This window comes from Mesorhizobium sp. M7A.F.Ca.ET.027.03.2.1 (assembly GCF_003999175.1).
In the GTDB taxonomy this organism is placed as follows: domain Bacteria; phylum Pseudomonadota; class Alphaproteobacteria; order Rhizobiales; family Rhizobiaceae; genus Mesorhizobium.
Genome location: NZ_RZOM01001364.1, coordinates 1 through 1,306 on the forward strand (window position 1 = coordinate 1; position 1,306 = coordinate 1,306).

Annotated in this window: 1 protein-coding gene; it reads left to right on the top strand. The window is 60.5% G+C overall.

Annotated elements, in window-relative coordinates; genetic code table 11:
- The coding region (locus EN750_RS34690; protein WP_145968214.1) for an ABC transporter substrate-binding protein at window positions 1-1,300 on the top strand (1,300 nt) is incomplete at its 5' end.
- Window positions 1,301-1,306 lie beyond the last annotated feature (6 nt).

The window sequence follows — 1,306 nt, forward strand, 5'->3', positions numbered from 1 at the left end:
CCTGACACGCATCGGGCCCAATGGCGAGGTGCTGCCGGATCTGGCCGAAAGCTGGACCATTTCCGATGATGGAAAGGTCTACACCTTCAAGCTGCACACCGGCGTGAAATTCCATGACGGCACCGACTTCGATGCCGGCGACGTGAAATTCTCGCTCGATCGAGCCCGCGCCGAAAATTCGGTCAACGCGCAAAAGGGCCTATTCGCGGCCATCGATACGATAGACGTCGTCGATCCGGCGACCGTCAAAGTGACGCTGAAGAACCCGCAGGGATCCTTCCTCTACAATATGGGCTGGGGTGACGCGGTGATCGTGGCGCCGGAATCGGCAGAGACCAACAAGGAGAAACCGATCGGCACCGGCCCGTTCAAGTTCCAGAGCTGGGCCAAGGGATCGTCGATCACGCTGGTCAAATCGGACAATTACTGGGGCACGCCGGCGTCCCTCGACAAGGCCGAATTCCGCATCGTGCCCGATGCCGCGGCCTATGTGCCGGCCCTGCTTTCCGGCGACATCCAGGCTTTCCCGTTCTTCGATGCCGACAGCCTCGCGCAGGTCAAGGACGATCCGCGCTTCAAGGTGGTGATCGGCTCGACCGAGGGTGAGACCATCCTGTCGATCAACAACAAGAAGCCTCCTTTCGACAAGTTGCAGGTGAGGCAGGCGATCTCCTACGCGCTCGATCGCAAGGCGATCATCGACGGCGCCTCGGCCGGCCTCGGCCAGCCGATCGGCTCGCACATGTCGCCGGCCAGCAAGGATTATGTCGACCTCACCGGCCGCTACCAGCATGATGTCGCCAAGGCCAAGGAATTGCTGAAAGAGGCAGGCCTCGAAAACGGCTTCAAGGCGACGCTGAAACTGCCGCCGCCCGCCTATGCCCGCCTCGGTGGCGAAATCATAGCCTCACAACTTCGCGACGTCGGCATCGATCTGGAGATCATCCCGGTCGAATGGGCGCAGTGGCTGGATCAGGTGTTCACCAAGAAGGATTACGACCTGACCATCGTCTCCCACACCGAGCCCAACGACATCGATATCTATTCGCGCAAGGACTATTACTTCAACTACGACAACCCGGCCTTCGACAAGGTGATTGCCGATCTCGGCGTCACCTCCGACGAAGCCAAGCGCAAGGAATTGCTGGGGCAGGCACAGAAGATCCTGGCGGACGATGCCGCGGTCGGCTTCCTCTACGAACTGCCCAAGGTCGGCGTCTGGGACGCCAAGCTGCAAGGCCTGTGGGAAAACGCCCCGATCCAGGCCAATGATTTGACCAAGGTGAAGTGGAGCGAGTGATCCCCC